Below are 19,093 nucleotides of genomic sequence, written 5' to 3'. Positions count from 1 at the left end.
GTGTTCGAGGCTAAAATGGAGAAGACAATGATTTTACTTGTAGCTGTAACAGGCCGAGATTGCAGCCAATTAATTGCCCGATTACAAGCGTTATTACCAGAGATTGACGTACAGCTTTGGTCTGAGTGCACAGACTACGAAGCCGTAGAGTTTGTACTGGCCTGGAATGCGCCCGCTGATTTATGGCCTAAGCTGGTAAATTTAAAAGCAGTTTCTTCATTTGGTGCAGGCGTTGATAGCATCGACTTAACAAAGATAGCAGCGCATGTTCCTGTTGTTAGAATTGTTGATGATAACCTTGCTAATGATATGGCAGAGTATGTATTGGGTCATGTATTGGCGCACAAGCTGAGACTCAAAGAATATTATTTAAAACAATCAGCGGGTACTTGGAAGCCAAAGCGAGCGTATTCACATCAACATGTGGGTATCTTAGGTTACGGTGAACTAGGCAAAGCCTGTGCAAAGCGTTTACTCGCAAATGGTTTTCAAGTGAGTGCTTGGTCTAATAGTGAAAAACACGACGTTGAAGTAAGCACCTATTACTCACAGCAGGGGTTAGATGACATGCTTGGTCAAATTGATTATCTCGTGTGCTTACTACCACTTAACCAACACACTCAGGGCATTATCAATAAATCACTGCTGGGTAAACTACAAAGCCATGCGGTGCTAATTAATGTTGCCAGAGGCAAACATGTTGTCGATGAAGATTTACTCGAGGCACTTAATAGTGAGCAATTACGTGGCGCCACCCTTGATGTATTCAGCGAAGAGCCTTTACCTCAGGCGCACCCTTACTGGTCTCATCAAAAGGTGACCTTAACGCCTCACTGTGCTGCAATTTCAGATTTAGAGTCTGTCTCGTTGCAAATTGCAGGTAATGCTAAAAGATTAACTGAAGGTAAAGAACTAATAAATCAGGTTGATAGAACAAAAGGTTATTGACACATTGTAAATTTGTTTAATAAACGTCTTGTTAACATCTGTAATTTTGCTATTCTGGAGTTGCTCAATAAAAAAACAATAATAAAAGAGGCGTTATGAAATCTAATCAAAGTGGAGCTAAATTTAGTCTGGTCGTCGTGTCAGTTATCGTTTTAGGTGTGTCAGCATGGTTTAACCAAGCTAATGCATCGGAGCAACCAGTTCAGGACATTGAAGTTAGTCAATCATAACCACACAGCATGCTCATCGAGTGCAGCACGTTTAGATGCTGCACTTTAATCGCTTATTCAACTAACTTCTTTTTGAGTGGATTTCTCTGTTCTCGTGTTTCTTCTCGTCAGATTTTTTAATCATCACATACGTTGCACCACTACCACCATGATGCTTAAGAGCACTGTGAAAGGCTAAAACCGCTGGAATTTCTTGCAGCCACTTATTGGTATAGCTCTTTAAAATACCTGGCTGTGATTTATTTTTGATACCAATCCCATGGCGAATAAGTACGACACGAATATTTCGTTTATGACAGTCATCGATAAAATTAAATAACGTACTACGTGCACGTTGAAGAGGCTGACCATGCAAATCAAGCGTGGCATCGAGTTGATATTTAGCTAAACGTAAGTTTTTATATACTTGGCCTTGTACGCCATCTTTTTTAAATGCCAATATGGCATGAGGATCTAACAGCTCGACGAACTCGCTGCGCAAATAGTTTTCATCAATTGCTAAATCACACTCAGCTGCTTTACGTTTTTCTTGTTGCGCTAAAGAAGGGCCTTGCTTGGTGGAATCAAATTGAACAGTGTCATGCTTAAGAGGTTTTACGTCTTCCATAGATGAGAGAAATAAGTCGAAGTCGTTTAATGACATAAGGTACCTCCAAATTAATTATACCCAAACCACCTCAAGGTGCGAGTTTCAGTTGGAATTAAAAGCGATTTAGGCAAGGCATTGATTGCAAATAATAGTGGTTCTATTGTTAAAATCAATAACGCAGTATAAATCGCTTTTAAACCAACCCTCTGGGCGTTTCACAGGCACTTACTCTCATCGTTGTTACTTCTTAAAAGGGACCACCATTCTTGCAAAGTAACGCCTTGATATTAAGCACCTGTGAAACGCTGAATTCTGCATCTTGAGGTGGCTTGGGTATATATACGCCGTTTATGGTATCTCAGTTCAACCATTTTGTAAGTAAAAAAAAGCCCAAGCAGGGGACTGCTTGGGCATAAATGCTGATAGATGATATAGCCTATTCTATTAATTTATCTTAGGGGAAGATTAACCTTGATTGATATTCAACTGGCCAAATGTGTAGACCTTGAATAAATAAAATGTGTTGATCAACACCAAGCTCATGTTTGATATTACGCTTGATGACATCAGATCTAAACTAAACGATAAAAATAATAAACTACACGCGCTAATCGCTGCAAAACGCAGTAATGTAAGCTGGTTAATAAAAAATGCACCTAGTCCTAGTGCAAGTAACGTTAAGTTTAAAAGCCAATCTAGCTCGTTTAGCATGGTCGTATCTGATCGTGTCTGTGTTGAAAAAGGAGCGCCATTATGGTGATCTTTTACACAGCTTTCAACCAAGTAATTTTAAATTTTCGGATTAGATTTTTTAATCCATTATCAGCTTTTTCATCGCTGCAAAAAATCCATTTTGTTCTGTAACTCGGTACTTCTGACAGGTGTCTGGTTTACGCTTATCTTGGCACAGGTAAATAATGTTGCGGCTTAGGTCTGCACGGGGGCTAAGAGTAGAATCAAATAAGTTTGCACCATAACCAAAAACCCCGGGCCAAAATATACTTTGTGAGACCATACCTAGCTTTTCGTAAGTGATTAACACGGGTTTTGGCGTAATTAGCAGAATTAATACAACTGCTGCGAGTACATACCACCGTGTTTTGCTTTTCTTGAATTCTACTTCAGGAGCACTGTGCTGAGCAGCTAGTGCGCGCGCTTGTTGTTGGTTTACTGGTCTTTGGCGCTTCGCTTGTGTTGGTTTCTTTCGTGCAGGAGCTTTACCAAGTAAAGATTGTTTTTTTATTTTATTAGACATAAAGCTTATCTGGCCTTTTAAATATAGGTCTCTATAATGAGATTATAACGAAGTTTTTGATATAATAGTCAAATTCAAATCACTCATAGCTTAAATGCGTTACACTCTACAGTGCAATGAGTGTTTATCTTCATAGTTTAAGAGGAATAGTATGGATACGCAGCTTTCAATTCTAATTGTGGACGACGTAGGTACGGTCCGCAGTTTTCTAAATCAAACATTAATGCACCTTGGTATCGATAATGTACGTGAAGCTTCTACAGCCGCACAGTGTTTAAGCGCATGTAAAGAGAAAGAGTTCAATATAATTTTTCTAGATATTGAATTACCCGATGGAGATGGTAAAGAGATTATCACGCAAATAAATGAAATTTCGCCCGAAGCGAATGTCGTGATGGTTTCGGCTCATTCAACAGTCGAAAACGTTAAAGAAGCAATTGAAAAGGGCGCTAAAGGATTTGTAGTAAAACCGTTTACACCTAAGAAGATTGCGGCAATGCTGAAAAAGTTTTACCCAGAACTAGAAATTGTCTAGCTAATTAACTATTGAGGCATTTAGAACAGGTGCCTTGTTAAATTACAAACAAAAAAAAACCGGCAAAAGCCGGTTTTTTCGTATTCATCAAAAACAAATTATAGCGCTTTGATTTTAGCTGCTAAACGGCTCTTATGACGAGCTGCTTTGTTCTTGTGGATTAGACCTTTAGTTGCGTAACGGTCTAGGATAGGTGTTGCAACAGCGAATGCCGCTTGTGCAGCTTCTTTGTCGCCCGCTTCAATTGCAGCAACTACTTTTTTGAAGTAAGTACGCATCATTGAACGACGGCTTGCGTTATGTTGACGATTTTTTTCGCTCGTAATAGCGCGTTTTTTTGCAGACTTGATGTTAGCCAAGGTTTGCTCCTAACAATCTTAAAATAAGCTTAATTTAAAGGCCGTGGAATATGCCTGTTTTTATCATGAATGTCAACGAAATTTTGACATCTCAAGAAAAACTGCTCCTTATAACGAACATCAATTTGCCGCTTTAGCAGTTAATATCGCCATTGTAACAAAGGGTCGGGTTCGAGCCTAGTGCTTTAAAGATATTTTAGGCATAATCGCCCATCTTAGAAGTTTTTTGATAATGGGTTTAAGGTGGCAAAAGGATTATTTCGTTCTGGGATGATTGTTAGTGCAATGACGATGATCTCGCGTATTTTAGGGTTAGTAAGAGATGCGGTTGTGGCGAATCTCCTAGGTGCCAGTGCTGCTGCGGATGTGTTTTTATTTGCCAATCGAATTCCTAATTTCCTAAGACGCTTATTTGCTGAAGGAGCCTTTGCCCAAGCATTTGTGCCGGTTTTATCTGAGATAAAAGAGCAACAAGGTGATGATAAAGTCCGGTTGTTTGTGGCTCAAGCAGCCGGTACGTTAGGAACTATTTTATTAATTGTTACCCTGTTCGGAGTTATTGCTTCTCCAGTTATAGCGGCCTTATTTGGAACTGGCTGGTTTATTGATTGGTGGCAAGGAGGCGAAAATGCCGAGAAGTTCGTACTGGCCAGTGCACTGTTAAAACTGACTTTCCCTTATTTATTTTTCGTGAGTTTGGTTGCCCTGAGCGGTGCGGTCATGAACGTCTATAATCGCTTTGCTGTTGCAGCGTTTACACCTGTGCTGTTGAATATATCGATTATTAGCTGCGCAGTTTTATTGCACGATAAATTTTCAGTTGGGGCTTATGCCCTTGCCATTGGCGTATTTGTTGGGGGGGTAGTGCAGTTACTGTTTCAGTTGCCATTTTTGTACCGTGCCCGTATGCTGAGCCGCCCAAAATGGGGCTGGCAAGATGAAAACGTTAAAAAAGTGCGAAAACTCATGCTACCAGCCTTGTTTGGCGTGTCTATCAGTCAAATAAACCTGTTGCTCGACACCATGATTGCCTCAATGTTGATGACCGGTTCTATCGCGTGGCTTTACTACTCAGACCGTTTAATTGAGTTTCCTCTTGGCTTATTCGGTATCGGTATCGCGACGGTAATTTTACCCGCATTGTCTAAGCTACATAGCACTAAAAGCACAAAAGATTTTCAGCTAACCCTGGATTGGGGGGTGAGATTTGTTATTTTCTTAGGCTTGCCTGCTATGTTTGGTTTAATGGTGATAAGCCCGCTCATTATTACGGTTTTATTTGATCATGGTGCATTTCAGGACGGTGAAATTGATCATGTAAAAGCGGTAAGTTACGGTGTCATGGCCTACTCAGTTGGACTGGTTAGCTTTATGTTAATCAAGGTGTTAGCACCGGGCTTTTATTCGCGTCAAGATACTAAAACCCCCGTAAAAATTGGTATTAAAACACTGGTGTTAAATATGGTGTTTAACATTATGCTAGCTCCATTTATTGGCTATTTGGGGTTAGCGTTAGCAACCGCGATGTCGGCCAGTTGTAATGCCTATTTGTTGTATCATCAACTACGTAAAGAAGGCGTTTATCAGTTTTCTGCGATGAGCCTTGGTTTCACCTTTAAGTGTTTGTTTTCAAGTTTATTAATGGCCGCATCTGTATGGTATGTGGGCCAGCAATTTGCCTGGAAAGCATGGCACTTTACTGAGCAAGTGCTGCTGTTGAGTGGGTTATTAGTGCTGGCGGTTTTTGTTTACTTTGCGGCCTTATTCATTCTAGGTGTGCGACTAAATACGATAAAAAGTGTTGCAACTACTGAATCAAACTAAAAAAAAGATTATAATCGGCGCTTCAAGCCCGATATCAATGTTTTGGGCTCGCTGATAAAGGCAAAAAGGTGGCATGGAGTTAATTAGAGGTATTCACAATATTCGCGCGCAGCATTATGGCTGTGTGTTGACCATTGGTAATTTTGATGGCGTGCACTTAGGTCATGCAGAAGTGATTAAAGGCTTGCTGCAAGACGCAGAAAAGCATCAATTGCCAAGTACCGTGATGTTATTTGAGCCTCAGCCACAAGAGTTTTTTGCCAAAGATAATGCACCCGCGCGTTTAACTCGACTACGTGATAAGCTCAGTTTGCTTGCTAAATTAGGCGTGGAACGAGTGATTTGTATTAGCTTCAATCAGCAATTTGCCAACATGGAAGCAGAACAATTTGTCAGCCAAGTACTGGTTGAAAAGCTAGGCGTTAAAGCATTAACTGTTGGTGATGACTTTTGTTTTGGCAAACGTCGCCGTGGCGACTTTGCGTTACTAAAAACCATGGGCGCTGAGCTGAACATGGATGTGAAAAGTACTGCAAGTTTTCGCAGACTCAATGATAGAGTAAGTAGTACCCTTATTCGCCATGCGCTTGCTGCAGGGCAATTGGAAGATGCAAAAACCATGTTAGGTCATGGTTATGCGATTTCTGGGCGTGTTATTCATGGCTGGGCGAAAGGTCGTGAATTAGGGTTCAGAACGGCCAACATAGCGCTAAAACGCCAAGTATGCCCAGTAAATGGGGTATTTGCGGTAAGAGCAAAAGTGGGTGATAAAGAATTATATGGGGTTGCAAATATTGGCAACAAACCCACATTTAATGGGACACGCGCATTGTTAGAGGTTCATCTTTTCGACTTTGCGCAAGACATTTACGGACAATTTATGCACGTGGAGCTAATTAAAAAGCTTCGCGATGAGAAAAAATTCGAGACATTAACACAACTGACGGCGCAGATTGCAGATGATGTAACCGCCGCTAAGCAGTGTTTTGGTTTAAATTAGGTAGCCGATACGGAAAGTAGGATTAATGAGCGACTACAAACATACTTTGAATTTACCGGAAACAGCGTTTCCAATGCGCGGCAATTTGGCACAACGTGAACCAAAGATGCTTAAGACATGGTATGAAGACGATCTTTACGGTCAAATTCGCAGCGCTAAAAAAGGTAAAAAAACCTTCATTTTGCATGACGGCCCTCCGTATGCAAACGGTGATATCCATTTAGGCCACTCGGTAAACAAAATTCTTAAAGATATTATTGTTAAGTCAAAAACCTTGTCTGACTTCGACGCACCTTACGTGCCGGGTTGGGACTGTCACGGTTTACCAATTGAATTAATGGTTGAAAAGAAAGTAGGCAAGCCAGGCGTGAAAGTGTCTGCTGCTGAGTTCCGTGAAAAATGTCGCGCATACGCTAAAAAACAAGTCGAGGGTCAAAAAACAGACTTTAAACGTCTTGGTGTATTTGGTGACTGGGACAAGCCTTACTTAACAATGAACTTTGACTTTGAAGCGAACGCAATTCGCGTGCTTGGTCGCATCATTAAAAATGGTCACTTACACAAAGGTGCTAAGCCTGTTCACTGGTGTACAGATTGTGGTTCAGCACTTGCTGAAGCAGAAGTTGAATACCAAGATAAACAGTCTCCAGCAATCGATGTACGTTTTCAGTTTGCTGATCAAGATGCTGTAATCAATGCGTTTGAACTTGCTGAAGGCCATGAAGGTACCGGTGCAGTTAGTACAGTTATCTGGACGACAACACCGTGGACATTACCAGCTAACCGTGCAGTAGCCGTTCACGAAAAGCTTGAGTATGCCCTTGTTCAAATTGATGACGAAGGTGCACAGCAACGTCTAATTTTAGGTTCTGAGCTAGTTAAAGATGCTATGGACCGTTATGGCTTCAAACATTACCACGTACTCGGTTATGTAAAAGGTGCTGCACTTGAGAACTTACAGGTTGCTCACCCGTTCTATGACTTCACAGTGCCTGTGATTGTGGCTGATCACGTAACGACTGATTCTGGTACTGGTGTTGTTCATACTGCACCAGGTCACGGTCAAGAAGATTTCGCGGCAGGTCTTGCTTATGGCTTAGAAGTAGCTAACCCTGTTGGTGCTAACGGTGTTTACTTACCTGACACACCAATGTTTGCAGGTCAGCACGTATTTAAAGCGAATGCGAGCGTTATTGACGTATTAACTGAAAACAATGCGTTATTGCATCATCATGCGCTTACGCACAGCTACCCACATTGCTGGCGTCATAAAACACCTATTATCTTCCGTGCTACGCCACAGTGGTTCGTAAGTATGGACCAAGCTAACCTTCGTCAAGATTCATTAAACGAAATCAAAAAGACTGAGTGGTTACCTGAGTGGGGCGAGAGCCGCATTGCAAACATGGTTGAAGGCCGTCCTGATTGGTGTATTTCACGTCAACGTACATGGGGTGTGCCAATTGCATTATTCGTTGATAAAGACACTGGTGCGCTTCACCCGAATACACAAGAGCTTATCGAAGAAGCGGCGAAATTAGTTGAAAAATCAGGTATTCAAGCTTGGTATGACTTAGATCCAGCTACTTTACTTGGCGATGACGCTGAGCAATACATGAAAGTTCAAGATACGCTAGATGTATGGTTTGACTCAGGTGTGACTCACGCATGTGTGGTTGATGCACGTGAAGATTTAACCGGTCCTGCTGATCTTTACTTAGAGGGTTCTGATCAACACCGTGGTTGGTTTATGTCGTCAATGATGACATCGGTTGCTATCAATGGTCATGCGCCATACAAGCAAGTGCTAACACATGGTTTCACGGTTGATGAAAATGGCCGTAAGATGTCTAAGTCATTAGGCAACGTAATTTCACCACAAAACGTGATGAACAAACTAGGTGCTGACATCTTACGCTTATGGGTTGCATCAACTGACTTTACAGCTGAAATGACTGTATCTGATGAAATCTTTAAACGTTCAGCAGACCGTTATCGTCGTATTCGTAATACGAGCCGTTATTTACTTGCGAACTTAAGTGGTTTTGATCCAAAAACAGATCAAGTTGCTATTGAAGACATGGTTGAGCTTGACCGTTGGATTGTGGGCCGTGCAGCTGAACTGCAAGATGAAATCTTAGCGGCTTACGACAAGTACCAAATGCTACTTGTAACGCAAAAGCTAATGAACTTCTGTACTGGTGAGCTTGGTTCGTTCTACCTAGACGTAATCAAAGATCGTCAATACACAGCGAAAAGCGACAGCCATGCGCGTCGTTCATGTCAAACTGCGCTTTATCACATTGCTGAAGCAATGACCCGTTGGATGGCACCGATCTTAAGCTTCACTGCGCAAGAAATCTGGGAAGCATTACCAGGTGAGCGTGACAAGTTTGTATTCACTTCTGTGTGGTACGATGGCTTACAAGCTTCTTCACAAGGTAAGTTCAGCAACGATGATTGGTTAACAATCCTAAACGTTCGTGATGAAGTAAACCGTGTGCTAGAAGCGGCGCGTAAAGAAGAAGTTATTGGTGCAACTCTACAAGCAAACGTAAGCATCTATGCAGGTGAAGAGTTAAGTGCGAAATTAGCTGCATTAGGTGATGAACTGCGCTTTGTACTATTAACTTCAGGCGTGACAGTTGAAACTGTGACTACGCAGCCAGAGGATACGCAAGCTACAGAAATTGATGGCTTATACATTAAAGTTGCCGCAACAACCGCTGAAAAATGTGAGCGTTGTTGGCATTACTGTGATGATGTTGGTGCTGATCCTGCACACCCTGAAATCTGTGGCCGTTGTGTAAGCAATGTTTACGGCGATGGTGAACAGCGTCAGTTCGCATAGGAGTTGTTTGTGAGCAAACTAGCCGGAAAAAGTGGCTTGGTTTGGTTATGGCTTAGTCTACTGCTTTTGGTAGTAGACTATGCGACAAAATCACTTGTCGTTAATACCATGGCCTATCAAGAGTCGATAGATATTCTGCCATTCTTTAACTTCACCTATGTACACAACTATGGTGCGGCATTTAGCTTTTTGAGTGATTCAGGTGGCTGGCAGCGCTGGTTCTTTAGTTTGATTGCAGTGTCGATCAGTGTGCTTTTAGTGTGGTGGCTGAAACGTTTACCTGCGTCTAACAAGGTATTATGTTCTGCTTATGCGTTAGTTTTAGCCGGTGCAATAGGCAATTTATACGACCGAATCGCGTATGGCTATGTTATTGACTTCCTGCATGTATATTACGAAAACTGGCACTTTCCTGTTTTTAATATTGCCGATTGTGCGATTTGTATCGGTGCCGCATTACTTTTATTTGATGCCTTCACAGGCGAAAGTCCTAAGGAGCAACAAGCATGAGCCAAGCTGTAATTGGTGAAAACTCTGAAGTGATCTTTCATTTCTCAATTAAGTTAGAAGATGGCTCAGCAGCCGATTCAACTAAAGTACATAATAAACCTGCAAAATTGCGAATGGGTGATGGCAGCCTGACAGCAAACTTTGAAAAGTGCTTACTCGGTTTAGCGGCTGGTGAAAGTAAGTCATTTGCATTAGAGCCAGAAGATGCATTTGGTCAGCCAAATCCAGATAACATCTACTATGTTGACCGCAGCAAGTTTGGTGCAGACACGCCTGCTGAAGTAGGTAATATTATTGCCTTTACTCAGCCTGATGGTACTGAGTTACCAGGTCTTGTTCGTGAAGTGCAAGGTGAGTCAGTTACTATTGACTTTAACCACCCACTTGCAGGGCAACGCTTAACCTTTGAAGTCGATATTTTAGAGGTAACAGGTTAATGGATATTTTATTAGCGAACCCACGTGGTTTTTGCGCAGGCGTTGACCGTGCAATCAGTATTGTGGAGCGCGCACTCGATATCTTTGAAAAGCCAATCTATGTGCGTCATGAAGTCGTTCACAACCGATATGTTGTTGATGGCTTAAAAAATCGCGGTGCAGTCTTTGTTGAAGAGCTAGATCAGGTTCCTGACGACAGCATTGTTATCTTTAGTGCGCATGGTGTATCACAAGCTGTTCGAAGCGAGGCAAAGCGTCGTGACCTTAAAGTATTTGATGCAACCTGCCCGTTGGTAACAAAAGTACATATGGAAGTAACACGTGCAAGCCGTAAAGGTACTGAGTGTGTGTTAATTGGCCATCATGGTCATCCAGAAGTAGAAGGTACAATGGGGCAGTACGACAACGAAGCGGGTGGTATTTACTTAGTAGAAACGCCAGAAGATGTTGCAAACTTAACGGTTAAAAACCCTGAGAACCTGTTTTACTGTAGCCAAACAACGTTATCTGTAGATGATACAGCAGATGTGATTGATGCATTACGCACTAAGTTTCCAGCAATTGATGGCCCGCGTAAAGATGACATTTGTTATGCTACGCAAAACCGTCAAGATGCAGTGCGTGACTTAGCTGATAAAGTGGATGTATTGCTTGTAGTTGGGGCTAAAAATAGCTCTAACTCTAATCGTTTACGTGAGCTTGCCGATAAAATGGGCACTACGGCTTATTTGATTGATGATGCAAGTAATGTTGAAGCTGATTGGTTCAACAATGTAAATGCGGTGGGTGTTACTGCAGGTGCATCTGCACCAGAAGTTTTAGTTCAACAAGTTATTGCTCGTCTAAAAGAATTGGGTGGCAATCAAGTTGTTGAAAATCCTGGCGAAGAAGAGAACATAGTATTTGCCGTTCCTGTTGAGCTACGCTAATCTAAGCAAATAGTAGTCAACAGTTAAAAGAGGAGCCCATGAGCAAACAGCCTAATTCAAACGGCTTGCTGATTGCGGCTCTTTTTCAATCTCGTGGTGTCCTTGCCACACTGATCGTCAGCCAAGTCATTGCTATTTTACTCGCCTTTTCACCAATGAGCTTAGGTGATGTTTGGTTACGTCTAGCTATATTTAGCTGCTTTTTACATCTAATTTTTCTTTCAAGCTTGTCGTTACTGTATGTATGCCGGGCTCTACTTACAAAGCTGTCGCACCCTAAACAGTTATTCATTCTGATATCCACTTTACTGGCATTAACGTCTGTTTTTAGCTGGCTGTTTTTGTCTGTGTTTTCAGATGTGTTCGCTATGGAGTCGAGAGCTAACTTTATTGTCAGTAATTTACTGATCATATTTTTGGTCACCGCGTTGTTCAGCCAATTCCTGCTTATTCATAATCAAAAAGAGCAACAAACGAAAGCGTTAGCGCAGGCTGAACTTGATGCATTACAAGCAAGAATACGCCCTCACTTTTTGTTTAATAGTTTAAACACTGCTGCTGAGCTTACCCATTATGATGCTGAGGCGGCTGAACAAGCAATTTTGGCGCTGGCGGCGCTGTCGCAGGCCGCAATGCGCAGCGGTAAAGCCATAAAGCTTGCTGATGAAATCACTTTATGCCAGCAGTATGTGGCACTTGAACGTTGGCGCTATGGCGAACGCCTAGCATTAAGCTGGAAATTACCTGACGAGTTGCCAGATATAGATATTCCGTGTCTAACAATACAGCCGATTATTGAAAATGCGGTTTTTTATGGCGTAGAGCCAGCAGAGCAGGGCAACATTTCTGTCGAGATGTATCAATCGAACAAAGCTTATACTTTCATTATAACTAACCCTGTAGCGAAGCAAGGGAGCCATTCACGAGCAGGCAACGGTATGGCACTTGAAAACATCCGTCAGCGTTTGTCACTTTTCTATCATCAAAAAGCGCAACTGACTACGACTGTTCGTGATGAGATCTTTAGGGTGAAACTGGTGATACCTAAGAAGAGAAGCGCATGATAAAAATTTTAATTGCTGATGACGAGCCTTTAGCAAGGGCGCGTATTAAACGTTTATTAGCTACCAACGAACTTTGCACAGTTGTAGGTGAAGCCAGTAACGGCGAACAGGTGATTGAACTTTGTAAGCAGCTCCAGCCTGATTTAGTGATGCTAGATATTAATATGCCCAAGCAGTCGGGCCTTGAAGTAGCTGCTGAACTAAAGCAGTTTTCGATCCCCCCTGCAGTGATGTTTTTAACAGCGCATCCTGAGCATGCGCTAACTGCATTTGAGCTCGCAGTAGATGGCTATTTAGTTAAACCTGTATCCGAGCAAGCTTTAACAAAAGCAATGGCGCAGCTTAGTAAATTAAACCGAACTCAAGTATTAACTCCTGAAAATAACTATATTTGCTATCAACTTGCAGGCGTATTAAGAAGAGTAAATATAGATGATGTTATTTGCTGTATTGCAGAGCAAAAATACACGCGGGTGGTGTTTTTTGAAGGTGAAGCACTTGTTGAGCAAAGTTTAAAACAACTTGAGCAAACCTATCCTCTGCGGCTACTCAGAATTCATCGTAATACACTTGTCAATAAGCAACAAATTGTAAGCCTTAATAACCCATCTTCAGGTGGGCATACAGTCACGATGAAGCAGTTTAAAGAGCCTTTGTCTGTTAGTCGTCGAGAGCTTAAAAATGTAAAAGCCGTAATGGGTAAATAATAAAAACTTTCAATGCAGCAGCTTATCTCCTAAAGTCCCAGCTTCTTTATTGTTTATTACTTTGCTCTGAAGAAAGTTTCGGTACCGTTTATCGCGCATTATGACCGCTTGTCCATATACAGATTGTTATTTATCTGTGTCGTAATATTCTTATGGTATGTAAAAGTATCAATGAACTTCACCATGATTAAACATTCTGAGCAGAAAGGCTTTACGCTTATTGAAGTGCTTATTGCCTTTGTTATTTTGAGTTTTGGTTTATTAGGTGCCGTGGCCTTACAAGCTAAAGCAAAACAAGCTAGCTTTGATTCAATGCAGCGTGCAGCTGCTGTGGCACTTGGTAATGACATAATCCAACGTATGAGAGCAAATGACTCTTCGGGTTTTGCCGGTTTATACAATGGAGAGTTTAGTAGTCAATCATCAGCCGACAAAGCTCAGACATGTTTTAATTCCGCTTGTACTGCAAAAAATATAGCTGAGTTTGATAAGCAACAATGGATCCGCGCAATTCAAGCTCGTGAAAATACGGGTGCTTTAGATAATGCCACTGTGTGTATAAATAACACCCCAGTCGCAGCAGGAAATGCGAGTGAATTTAATATAAGGGTGGTGATCAGCTGGCAAGGTAGGCAGGAACAAAAAGCAAATAATGCGACAGCTGCTATTGATTGTGGAACACAAAACGACAAGCGCCGTATAGTTGTGCTTGAAAGCTACATACACTTAAGGTCATAAGATGAAAAAGCAAACTGGATTTACACTTGTTGAGATGATGGTCGCTTTATTCATTGGCGGCATAGTGCTTGGTGGGGTGATGTTTACTTATTTGAGTATGAAAGTAACAACACGAGACACCATGACGATTGGTGAATTGCAGGAAACAGGTCGGTTAGCTTTAAATATCATGCAGCGTGATATAGAACAAATTGGCTTTTGGGGGACATTCTATGAAGACTCATTCTCAGACGAAAATACCAATACGAATGCTGTAAATAACCCTACAGGTGACTGCTCAGAAGGCCTCAATAATGCGAGCTTCCCTGCTGACAGTGCAACTAGTAATTTTCGCTCGGTTTATGCTGTAGAAACCTCAGATGGTTCTGCGCTTAGTTGTATCAACAATGCAAAGAAAAATACTGAAGTTTTACAGATGAAGTTTCTTGAAGGGCTGCAGATCCAACCTAACCAGACGAGCAGTGACTATTATTACTTCATTGCTGAGCAAGAACGGGCTGAATTTAGACAAGGCCCAATCGCGGCCTCAACTATCAATGGTAATGCGACGATTTGGCGTTACCGTCATCATGTTTACTACATCTTTGAAGACTCATACACGATAAATGATCAATCAATTAAAGTTCCCATTTTACGCAGAAAAAGGTTAACTACTAGCCAAACGATGAGAACTGAAAGCGTGATGGAAGGCGTGGAGAATATGCATTTTGTATTTGGTCTAGATACCACGAACAACAGCCGTGTAGATACTTATAGAAGTATTAGTCAAATGACGAACAGTGATTGGGAGAACCGCCGTGGTATTTTGACAGTGCAAGTGTTTTTATTGGTTAGAGCGCTATTGCCTGATCCGAATCTAAAAATCAAAAATCAAAAATATACGCTTGGTGAAGATGCGAGCAGAAAAGAGCTAACATTTACAGATAATTATCGTCGGGCGGTGTTTACTACAACGATTCGTTTAAATAATGTTGGAGCAAATTTATGGCGCATTTAACCTTGCAAAAGAAACAACAAGGGGTGGTGTTAATCGTTGCTTTGATTATGGTGGTAGCTGTTACAGGTATTGCCGTTTCTTTGATGAGTAGTAGTAGCATAGATATTAAAATTACTAATGCAGCCCAAGAGCGAGAAACAGCAGAAAATGAATTAATAGGAACTGTTCAGCAAGTTATTGCAAACGAAGCTGCCGCGGGTGGCGACAGTGCATTTTTAATGAAAGCGGCAGAAATTCCTGATGGTGGCTATGCAATGGGAAAGGTTGGCGACGCAACCAATACGATGACAAATTTAAATAACGGTGTTCTTGATTTACCTTGTCCGCGTAAATTTAACTTCACTGCAGGTATCTCCTGCAACATGGTTCAAGTTGATACCACCATTACCTATGGCACTAAAAGTAAGCATACTTTGACGATTACAACAGGGGTTGCCCAGGAGATGGCGAGCCTGAATACGGGTGGTTGATAAGGAGGTCGCTATGAAAAGCTTAAATTTATTACTTTGTCTTTCAGTTATTTGCTCTCTATTTTTGGATGGCAAAAGCTATGCCGATGATACAGAGCTGTATGTTAATTACGATAAAGACCTTACAGAAAAAGGTCGTGTAATATTTATTTTAGATACATCTGGAAGCATGATGCAATCTGCTAATACAGGAGACAAATGTTTTCACCCGACCGATGGTTATTGGTTTCCATGTCCTGACAGCCGGATGAAGGTAGCAAAAGATACAATCATAAAAACAATAAATAATAACCCTGATCTTGATTACGGGTTTGTGAGATTTGCGCCAAATCAAGGTGGGTATTTTAGAGCCAAAGTTGGCACAGAGCATAGTAAGTTAAAATCAATTATAAGCGATACGTTTGCTGGTGGTTCCACGCCTATTACTGAAACATTGTGGGAAACATACATGTACCTAACTGGGCAAAAAGTTGATTTTGCAAGCGTTATAGATCCTTCGTTGCGCGATACTTCGGCAGAAATTGGTAAAAAATATCTTTCTCCTTTTGACTCTAGACTCACAAAAGATGAACGTTGTGATAACAGTGTGAATGTTTTAATTATTACCGATGGTTCCCCTTACTTTGATGATGCTAGAAATAATAAAATAGATTTGTTGCACCGGCAATTTTTTGGAAAGCCCGCAACGCCTATCCTTGATGATTACAATGCAAACAGCTACTTAGCAGCCCTTGCTAAAGTTATGCATGGCACAGATGATGTGGATATAGACATATTTCCAAAAACGGCGAAGATAAAAGACAAGGTATTTATCAATACAATAGGTTTTGGTAATGGGCTTTTAGAAAGAGGTGAAGCATTACTAAAAAAGACCGCGAATGAAGGGGGGGGAAGCTACTTCAAAGCAGAAAACCCAAAAGAATTAGCTGATTCTTTAGAGCAAACATTTAATGGTCTTAGGGCTGAAGCTGGAACTTTTACGTCCCCTTCGGTGGCTTCGAATAACGCTGATCAAACACGTAGTAGAGATTCATTATACTACACAATGTTTTACCCAAGTACCAGCGCACGCTGGCGCGGCAATCTGAAAAAATTAAAAGTATCGGGTGATACTATCGTTGATTTTAAAGGTAATCTAGCACTAGATGAAAATGGGCAAATAAACAAAGATGCTCACACCTTTTGGCCAGACGGTAGTGGTGAAGCTGACGGCAATGCTGTTGAATATGGAGGAGTCAATTCATATTTATCTCAACAATCAAGCATACCGAATAAAGACAGGAAGGTTTTGACAAATGTCTCTGGTGGTCGAATGCTTCCATTCACTGACTATAGGGTCATTATCCATTACGGAAATCGTTTTAAAGCTGCAGAGGATTTTGAGTCTGATCCAGATGAAGTGTTTGATCTTATTGACTGGTCTAGAGGCCGCGATGTGGATGATGAAAATAGTGATGGTTCAACCGATGATACCCGTCCAAATATCTTTGGAGATCCGCTTCACTCAAAGCCAACAACAATCGATTATGGCAACGATGACGTACGTATTTTGATTGGAACCAATGCAGGCTATTTGCATATGTTTCAGGATAAAAATGATGTACTCAAGGAAAGCTGGGCCTTTATACCCCGAAGCTTGTATAAAATTATTAAACCTCTTCGAGATAATAAAGAAGGGGCTAAAGTTTACGGTATAGATGGGTCTATGTCGGTTTTCTTTGATGATAGAAATAATGATGGTGTTGTAAATGGCGCTGACAGAGTTTGGGTGTTTTTTGGTCTAAGACGAGGTGGAACTGAGTATTATGGCTTGGATATTACAAAGCCAAATTCACCTAAATTGATGTGGAAAGGGCCAATAGTTGGTGGGCAAGGAGACTTTAAAGAGTTAGCACAAACTTGGTCTAAGCCTTCAGTAACGTATATTGACATAAAAGGTTATAGAGATCGCCCACTGTTAGTTTTTGGTGCAGGTTATGACCACAATAAAGATAACTCGAATCGTAGTAACGATACTAAAGGGCGGGGCATTTATATCGTTGATGCTGAAACGGGTAATAAAGTGTGGGCTTTAACGCCATCAGAAAATGGATTCAAGGGTAAACACAGTATTGCCTCAGATATCAGTCTGTTAGATTCAGATTATGATGGCTTTATTGACAGGTTATACGCTACTGACACTGGAGGAGATGTTTGGCGTGTTGACTTGCCATCTGACAACCCGAAGGATGCAAAGCAACCTTGGACCCACTTTAAATTTGCGAGCCTAGGTGGTGAGGGTAAGAGCCAAGATAGACGTTTTTTTTATAACTCAACTATTGCACGAAGTGTGTTTAGCAAAGTCTCAAAAACAAAGATTAATGGTAAAGTAATTACGGCACGTGTGGATACTCCTTTTGATGCAGTGTTAATTGGTAGTGGTAACCGAGCAAAACCGACATCTTTAGAAACTAACGATCAATTATTTATGATTCGAGATGAAAACACTGTTACACAGTCTTTCATCGGTAATGCACCTGATCATATTACACAAGCTGATTTAATGAATGTTAATTCAGACCCTTTCGGGAAAGTACTTGATAAGGTTGATGAATTTGTCAAACTTGAGGTTGAGTTAGCCCAGTTTAAAGGCTGGTATTACAATCTTCAGTCTGCAGGTGAAAAGTCTCTGGCAGCTAGTACTGTGATTGGTGGGGTTGCTTATTTTACAAGTTATACTCCTCCTTCATTAGAAGATAAGGTAAATGAATGTGAGGTTGTAAGTGGTGTCGGAAGCCTATACGCATTTCATCTTCATTACGGTACAAAAATATATGATAACTTGAAGTTTAAGACAGGCACAGATGTACCAGACACCCCAAAACTCTTTTTTGGCGAAACTGACAGCTGTAAAGATACAAACGGCAATGGTTATTGTGATGACTACGAAGGTGAAATTGAGCAAATAAAGATAAGCCAATTTATGACTGTTGGACCCAAAATCGTAGGTGAAGAAAGCCCATTTAAAGTCAAAGGGGTAAATGGACCCGGTTTAACTATTGAAAATGGAGAAATAAAATTAGTGAGTGATGCGCCTCTAGGTTTTAAAGTCCAACAAACTTACATATATAAAAAAGAAGAGAACGACAGAAGTTACTAGATTAAATAACATCCTTTTTTGAACACTGATTTTATGAGTTTTTGAGTATTTATTTTCTCAGTCACCCGTTTTATAAGCTTAACTTGGGTGAACTCATTGTCAGTGTTTTTTCTATATTAAATTAATATTTCTATCCTCTGTTAAGTTGCTGTTTATTTTATACTTTTATTTTTATTTTCGCTGTTTTACCAATCCATTCAGGATTATTTTTCCGGTCTTTTTTTCTTATTTCTCTTTTATGCTCTAATTATTTTTTTTATTATTAATTTAGATAAGAAATGTGTGGAATAGTAGTAGCTTTTTATTATAATAATTATAGTGAGTTTGAATTTTATAAAATGCTTTTTAGCCTTTTTTATGGTTCTGTATAAGTATTGCAGCAACTCAAACATAAGGGTGTTGTAATTTATCGCACTGTTAAGGTTTTCAACTGCTGCAGAAAAGCACAAAGCAGAAGTTCGGCAATAACAAAGCTAATCGCTAAATTAATAGCGTTAAGGTGACGGGATAA

Annotated in this window: 19 protein-coding genes; 15 read left to right on the top strand and 4 right to left on the bottom strand. The window is 40.8% G+C overall.

All coding sequences use genetic code 11. From position 1 onward, the window contains the following. Positions 1-27: 27 nt before the first annotated feature. Positions 28-948 (top strand): glyoxylate/hydroxypyruvate reductase A, encoded by a 921-nt coding sequence (locus IMPJCBKJ_RS04955; protein WP_054551765.1) that lies wholly within the window; start codon positions 28-30, stop codon positions 946-948. Positions 949-1,043: 95 nt separating this feature from the next. After that, on the top strand, positions 1,044-1,178 hold the full coding sequence (locus tag IMPJCBKJ_RS20820; protein WP_262387613.1) for a hypothetical protein: 135 nt from the start codon (positions 1,044-1,046) through the stop codon (positions 1,176-1,178). 61 nt (positions 1,179-1,239) lie between these two features. Here the strand turns inward: IMPJCBKJ_RS20820 and smrA are convergent, their stop codons facing one another. The 3 genes from smrA to IMPJCBKJ_RS04940 all read right to left on the bottom strand — a co-directional run bounded on the left by smrA (position 1,240) and on the right by IMPJCBKJ_RS04940 (position 3,022). Then, positions 1,240-1,821 carry a DNA endonuclease SmrA gene (gene smrA, locus IMPJCBKJ_RS04950; protein WP_054551764.1) on the bottom strand — a complete coding sequence of 194 codons (582 nt, stop codon included), beginning with the start codon at positions 1,819-1,821 and terminating at the stop codon, positions 1,240-1,242. A 411-nt stretch (positions 1,822-2,232) separates the two neighbouring features. Beyond that, on the bottom strand, positions 2,233-2,478 hold the full coding sequence (locus tag IMPJCBKJ_RS04945) for a hypothetical protein (RefSeq protein WP_054551958.1): 246 nt from the start codon (positions 2,476-2,478) through the stop codon (positions 2,233-2,235). A 100-nt stretch (positions 2,479-2,578) separates the two neighbouring features. Further along, positions 2,579-3,022 (bottom strand): hypothetical protein, encoded by a 444-nt coding sequence (locus IMPJCBKJ_RS04940; protein ID WP_166339033.1) that lies wholly within the window; start codon positions 3,020-3,022, stop codon positions 2,579-2,581. Between the two features lie 151 nt (positions 3,023-3,173). Between IMPJCBKJ_RS04940 and IMPJCBKJ_RS04935 the strand changes: the two genes are divergently transcribed. After that, positions 3,174-3,557: a response regulator gene (locus tag IMPJCBKJ_RS04935; RefSeq protein ID WP_054551762.1), complete on the top strand. Its 384-nt coding sequence runs from the start codon at positions 3,174-3,176 to the stop codon at positions 3,555-3,557. Positions 3,558-3,655: 98 nt separating this feature from the next. Here IMPJCBKJ_RS04935 and rpsT read toward each other — a convergent pair whose 3' ends face one another. Next, positions 3,656-3,916 carry a 30S ribosomal protein S20 gene (gene rpsT / locus IMPJCBKJ_RS04930; RefSeq protein WP_036967030.1) on the bottom strand — a complete coding sequence of 87 codons (261 nt, stop codon included), beginning with the start codon at positions 3,914-3,916 and terminating at the stop codon, positions 3,656-3,658. A gap of 243 nt (positions 3,917-4,159) precedes the next feature. On the opposite strand from rpsT, the gene murJ reads away from it, so the two are divergent. From murJ to IMPJCBKJ_RS04870, 12 genes are all read left to right on the top strand, one after another. Continuing rightward, positions 4,160-5,740, top strand: coding sequence for a murein biosynthesis integral membrane protein MurJ (gene murJ / locus IMPJCBKJ_RS04925; protein WP_268795023.1), 1,581 nt, complete (start codon positions 4,160-4,162; stop codon positions 5,738-5,740). 73 nt (positions 5,741-5,813) lie between these two features. Then, the gene (gene ribF, locus IMPJCBKJ_RS04920) at positions 5,814-6,740 is read left to right on the top strand and encodes a bifunctional riboflavin kinase/FAD synthetase (RefSeq protein ID WP_062564282.1); all 927 of its coding nucleotides are present in this window, start codon (positions 5,814-5,816) and stop codon (positions 6,738-6,740) included. A gap of 25 nt (positions 6,741-6,765) precedes the next feature. After that, entirely contained in the window at positions 6,766-9,591 is a 2,826-nt protein-coding gene (gene ileS / locus IMPJCBKJ_RS04915; RefSeq protein WP_166339031.1) for an isoleucine--tRNA ligase, read from the top strand. A 9-nt stretch (positions 9,592-9,600) separates the two neighbouring features. Beyond that, positions 9,601-10,101, top strand: a complete 501-nt coding sequence (gene lspA / locus IMPJCBKJ_RS04910) for a signal peptidase II (protein WP_054551759.1) — start codon at positions 9,601-9,603, stop codon at positions 10,099-10,101. Further along, positions 10,098-10,538, top strand: a complete 441-nt coding sequence (fkpB, locus tag IMPJCBKJ_RS04905) for an FKBP-type peptidyl-prolyl cis-trans isomerase (protein ID WP_054551758.1) — start codon at positions 10,098-10,100, stop codon at positions 10,536-10,538. The genes lspA and fkpB overlap by 4 nt, the downstream gene beginning before the upstream one ends. After that, positions 10,538-11,467: a 4-hydroxy-3-methylbut-2-enyl diphosphate reductase gene (ispH, locus tag IMPJCBKJ_RS04900; RefSeq protein WP_054551757.1), complete on the top strand. Its 930-nt coding sequence runs from the start codon at positions 10,538-10,540 to the stop codon at positions 11,465-11,467. Before fkpB ends, ispH begins: the two co-directional genes overlap by 1 nt. Positions 11,468-11,505: 38 nt before the next feature. Continuing rightward, positions 11,506-12,531: a histidine kinase gene (locus IMPJCBKJ_RS04895; protein ID WP_138601504.1), complete on the top strand. Its 1,026-nt coding sequence runs from the start codon at positions 11,506-11,508 to the stop codon at positions 12,529-12,531. After that, positions 12,528-13,238 (top strand): LytTR family DNA-binding domain-containing protein, encoded by a 711-nt coding sequence (locus IMPJCBKJ_RS04890; protein ID WP_206004095.1) that lies wholly within the window; start codon positions 12,528-12,530, stop codon positions 13,236-13,238. The genes IMPJCBKJ_RS04895 and IMPJCBKJ_RS04890 overlap by 4 nt, the downstream gene beginning before the upstream one ends. 183 nt (positions 13,239-13,421) lie before the next feature. Continuing rightward, on the top strand, positions 13,422-13,976 hold the full coding sequence (gene pilV / locus IMPJCBKJ_RS04885; RefSeq protein WP_166339029.1) for a type IV pilus modification protein PilV: 555 nt from the start codon (positions 13,422-13,424) through the stop codon (positions 13,974-13,976). Position 13,977: 1 nt separating this feature from the next. Then, positions 13,978-14,973 (top strand): PilW family protein, encoded by a 996-nt coding sequence (locus IMPJCBKJ_RS04880; protein WP_166339027.1) that lies wholly within the window; start codon positions 13,978-13,980, stop codon positions 14,971-14,973. Continuing rightward, positions 14,961-15,443, top strand: a complete 483-nt coding sequence (locus tag IMPJCBKJ_RS04875; protein WP_054561904.1) for a hypothetical protein — start codon at positions 14,961-14,963, stop codon at positions 15,441-15,443. Before IMPJCBKJ_RS04880 ends, IMPJCBKJ_RS04875 begins: the two co-directional genes overlap by 13 nt. A gap of 13 nt (positions 15,444-15,456) precedes the next feature. Then, entirely contained in the window at positions 15,457-18,582 is a 3,126-nt protein-coding gene (locus IMPJCBKJ_RS04870) for a PilC/PilY family type IV pilus protein (RefSeq protein WP_166339025.1), read from the top strand. The last annotated feature ends 511 nt before the right edge of the window (positions 18,583-19,093 follow it).

Source organism: Pseudoalteromonas sp. MB47 (assembly GCF_011319765.1).
Taxonomy (GTDB): Bacteria; Pseudomonadota; Gammaproteobacteria; order Enterobacterales; family Alteromonadaceae; genus Pseudoalteromonas; species Pseudoalteromonas simplex.
Note: the sequence above shows the minus strand (reverse complement) of the source record. Positions and strands in the feature narration are given on the sequence as shown.

Bases quoted from the DNA above. Each gene is read 5' to 3' on its own strand.
- IMPJCBKJ_RS04935 (WP_054551762.1), top strand. From the start codon at position 3,174: ATGGATACGCAGCTTTCAATTCTAATTGTGGACGACGTAGGTACGGTC.
- ribF (WP_062564282.1), top strand. From the start codon at position 5,814: ATGGAGTTAATTAGAGGTATTCACAATATTCGCGCGCAGCATTATGGC.
- IMPJCBKJ_RS04945 (WP_054551958.1), bottom strand. From the start codon at position 2,478: ATGCTAAACGAGCTAGATTGGCTTTTAAACTTAACGTTACTTGCACTA.
- IMPJCBKJ_RS04890 (WP_206004095.1), top strand. From the start codon at position 12,528: ATGATAAAAATTTTAATTGCTGATGACGAGCCTTTAGCAAGGGCGCGT.
- IMPJCBKJ_RS04895 (WP_138601504.1), top strand. From the start codon at position 11,506: ATGAGCAAACAGCCTAATTCAAACGGCTTGCTGATTGCGGCTCTTTTT.
- pilV (WP_166339029.1), top strand. From the start codon at position 13,422: ATGATTAAACATTCTGAGCAGAAAGGCTTTACGCTTATTGAAGTGCTT.
- smrA (WP_054551764.1), bottom strand. From the start codon at position 1,821: ATGTCATTAAACGACTTCGACTTATTTCTCTCATCTATGGAAGACGTA.
- IMPJCBKJ_RS04940 (WP_166339033.1), bottom strand. From the start codon at position 3,022: ATGTCTAATAAAATAAAAAAACAATCTTTACTTGGTAAAGCTCCTGCA.
- IMPJCBKJ_RS04955 (WP_054551765.1), top strand. From the start codon at position 28: ATGATTTTACTTGTAGCTGTAACAGGCCGAGATTGCAGCCAATTAATT.
- ileS (WP_166339031.1), top strand. From the start codon at position 6,766: ATGAGCGACTACAAACATACTTTGAATTTACCGGAAACAGCGTTTCCA.
- IMPJCBKJ_RS04870 (WP_166339025.1), top strand. From the start codon at position 15,457: ATGAAAAGCTTAAATTTATTACTTTGTCTTTCAGTTATTTGCTCTCTA.
- IMPJCBKJ_RS04880 (WP_166339027.1), top strand. From the start codon at position 13,978: ATGAAAAAGCAAACTGGATTTACACTTGTTGAGATGATGGTCGCTTTA.
- fkpB (WP_054551758.1), top strand. From the start codon at position 10,098: ATGAGCCAAGCTGTAATTGGTGAAAACTCTGAAGTGATCTTTCATTTC.
- IMPJCBKJ_RS04875 (WP_054561904.1), top strand. From the start codon at position 14,961: ATGGCGCATTTAACCTTGCAAAAGAAACAACAAGGGGTGGTGTTAATC.
- IMPJCBKJ_RS20820 (WP_262387613.1), top strand. From the start codon at position 1,044: ATGAAATCTAATCAAAGTGGAGCTAAATTTAGTCTGGTCGTCGTGTCA.
- ispH (WP_054551757.1), top strand. From the start codon at position 10,538: ATGGATATTTTATTAGCGAACCCACGTGGTTTTTGCGCAGGCGTTGAC.